Below are 887 nucleotides of genomic sequence, written 5' to 3' on the forward strand. Positions count from 1 at the left end.
AAGCTGTTAGTAACAAAGCTATCACGTATACAGAGGAGTTTAAACGGCTATTTATTGCAGAAAATGAGAAAGGAAAGCTACCAAGAACTATTTTTGAGGGAGCAGGTTTAGATACTGAACTCATCGGCTTAAAACGTATCCAGTCTGCAGGTAAGCGCTGGCGTGCAGCTTATCGTGAACATGGAGACGAAGGTCTACAAGATACAAGAAAAACAAACTCAGGTCGCCCCTTAGAACGAGAATTAAGCTTAGAAGAAAAGTTTTCACGACTAGAAGCACAAAATCGATTATTACAAGCGGAGAATGAACTTTTAAAAAAGCTCGATCTACTCGAAAGGAAGATGTTGAAGAGGAAATCAAACGTGTAGCAGAACAAAAATTTGAATTGGTTCATCGAACGATTGAAAAGTATCAGTTAAAGCGGATGGTACGCTATTTGTGTGAGATGATTGGTGTGTCTCGTTCTGGTTACTATAATTATTTCCATGAGAAATCCGTACAAAAGCGTATAGCACACGATGCAGCAGATGAAGAAGTAAGGGACATTATTCTAAAAGCCTATCGTTTCCGTCGAAGAAAAAAAGGTGCGCGTCAAATTAAAATGACGTTAGAAAATCAGTATCACATCACGTATAACTTAAAACGAATTCGTCGCATCATGAAGAAGTTTAACATCTTCTGCCCGATCCGAAAAGCCAATCCTTATCGTCGGATGGCAAAAGCGACACACGAACATCGTACTTGTACAAACCTCCTGCAGCGCCATTTTAAGCAAGGTGTCGCAGGCAAGGTATTATTAACAGACATCACTTACTTAACCTACGCTTACGGTAAACGTGCTTATTTGTCGACGATTAAAGATGCTGAAACGAATGAGATTTTAGCTT

The 887-nt window shown here is 39.6% G+C and carries 1 pseudogene; it reads left to right on the plus strand.

The window, feature by feature from the left end:
- Positions 1–887, plus strand: a pseudogene (locus AC1TPB_RS24870) (IS3 family transposase); the annotation flags it as partial.

It is taken from the genome of Paenibacillus sp. Y951 (assembly GCF_056786395.1).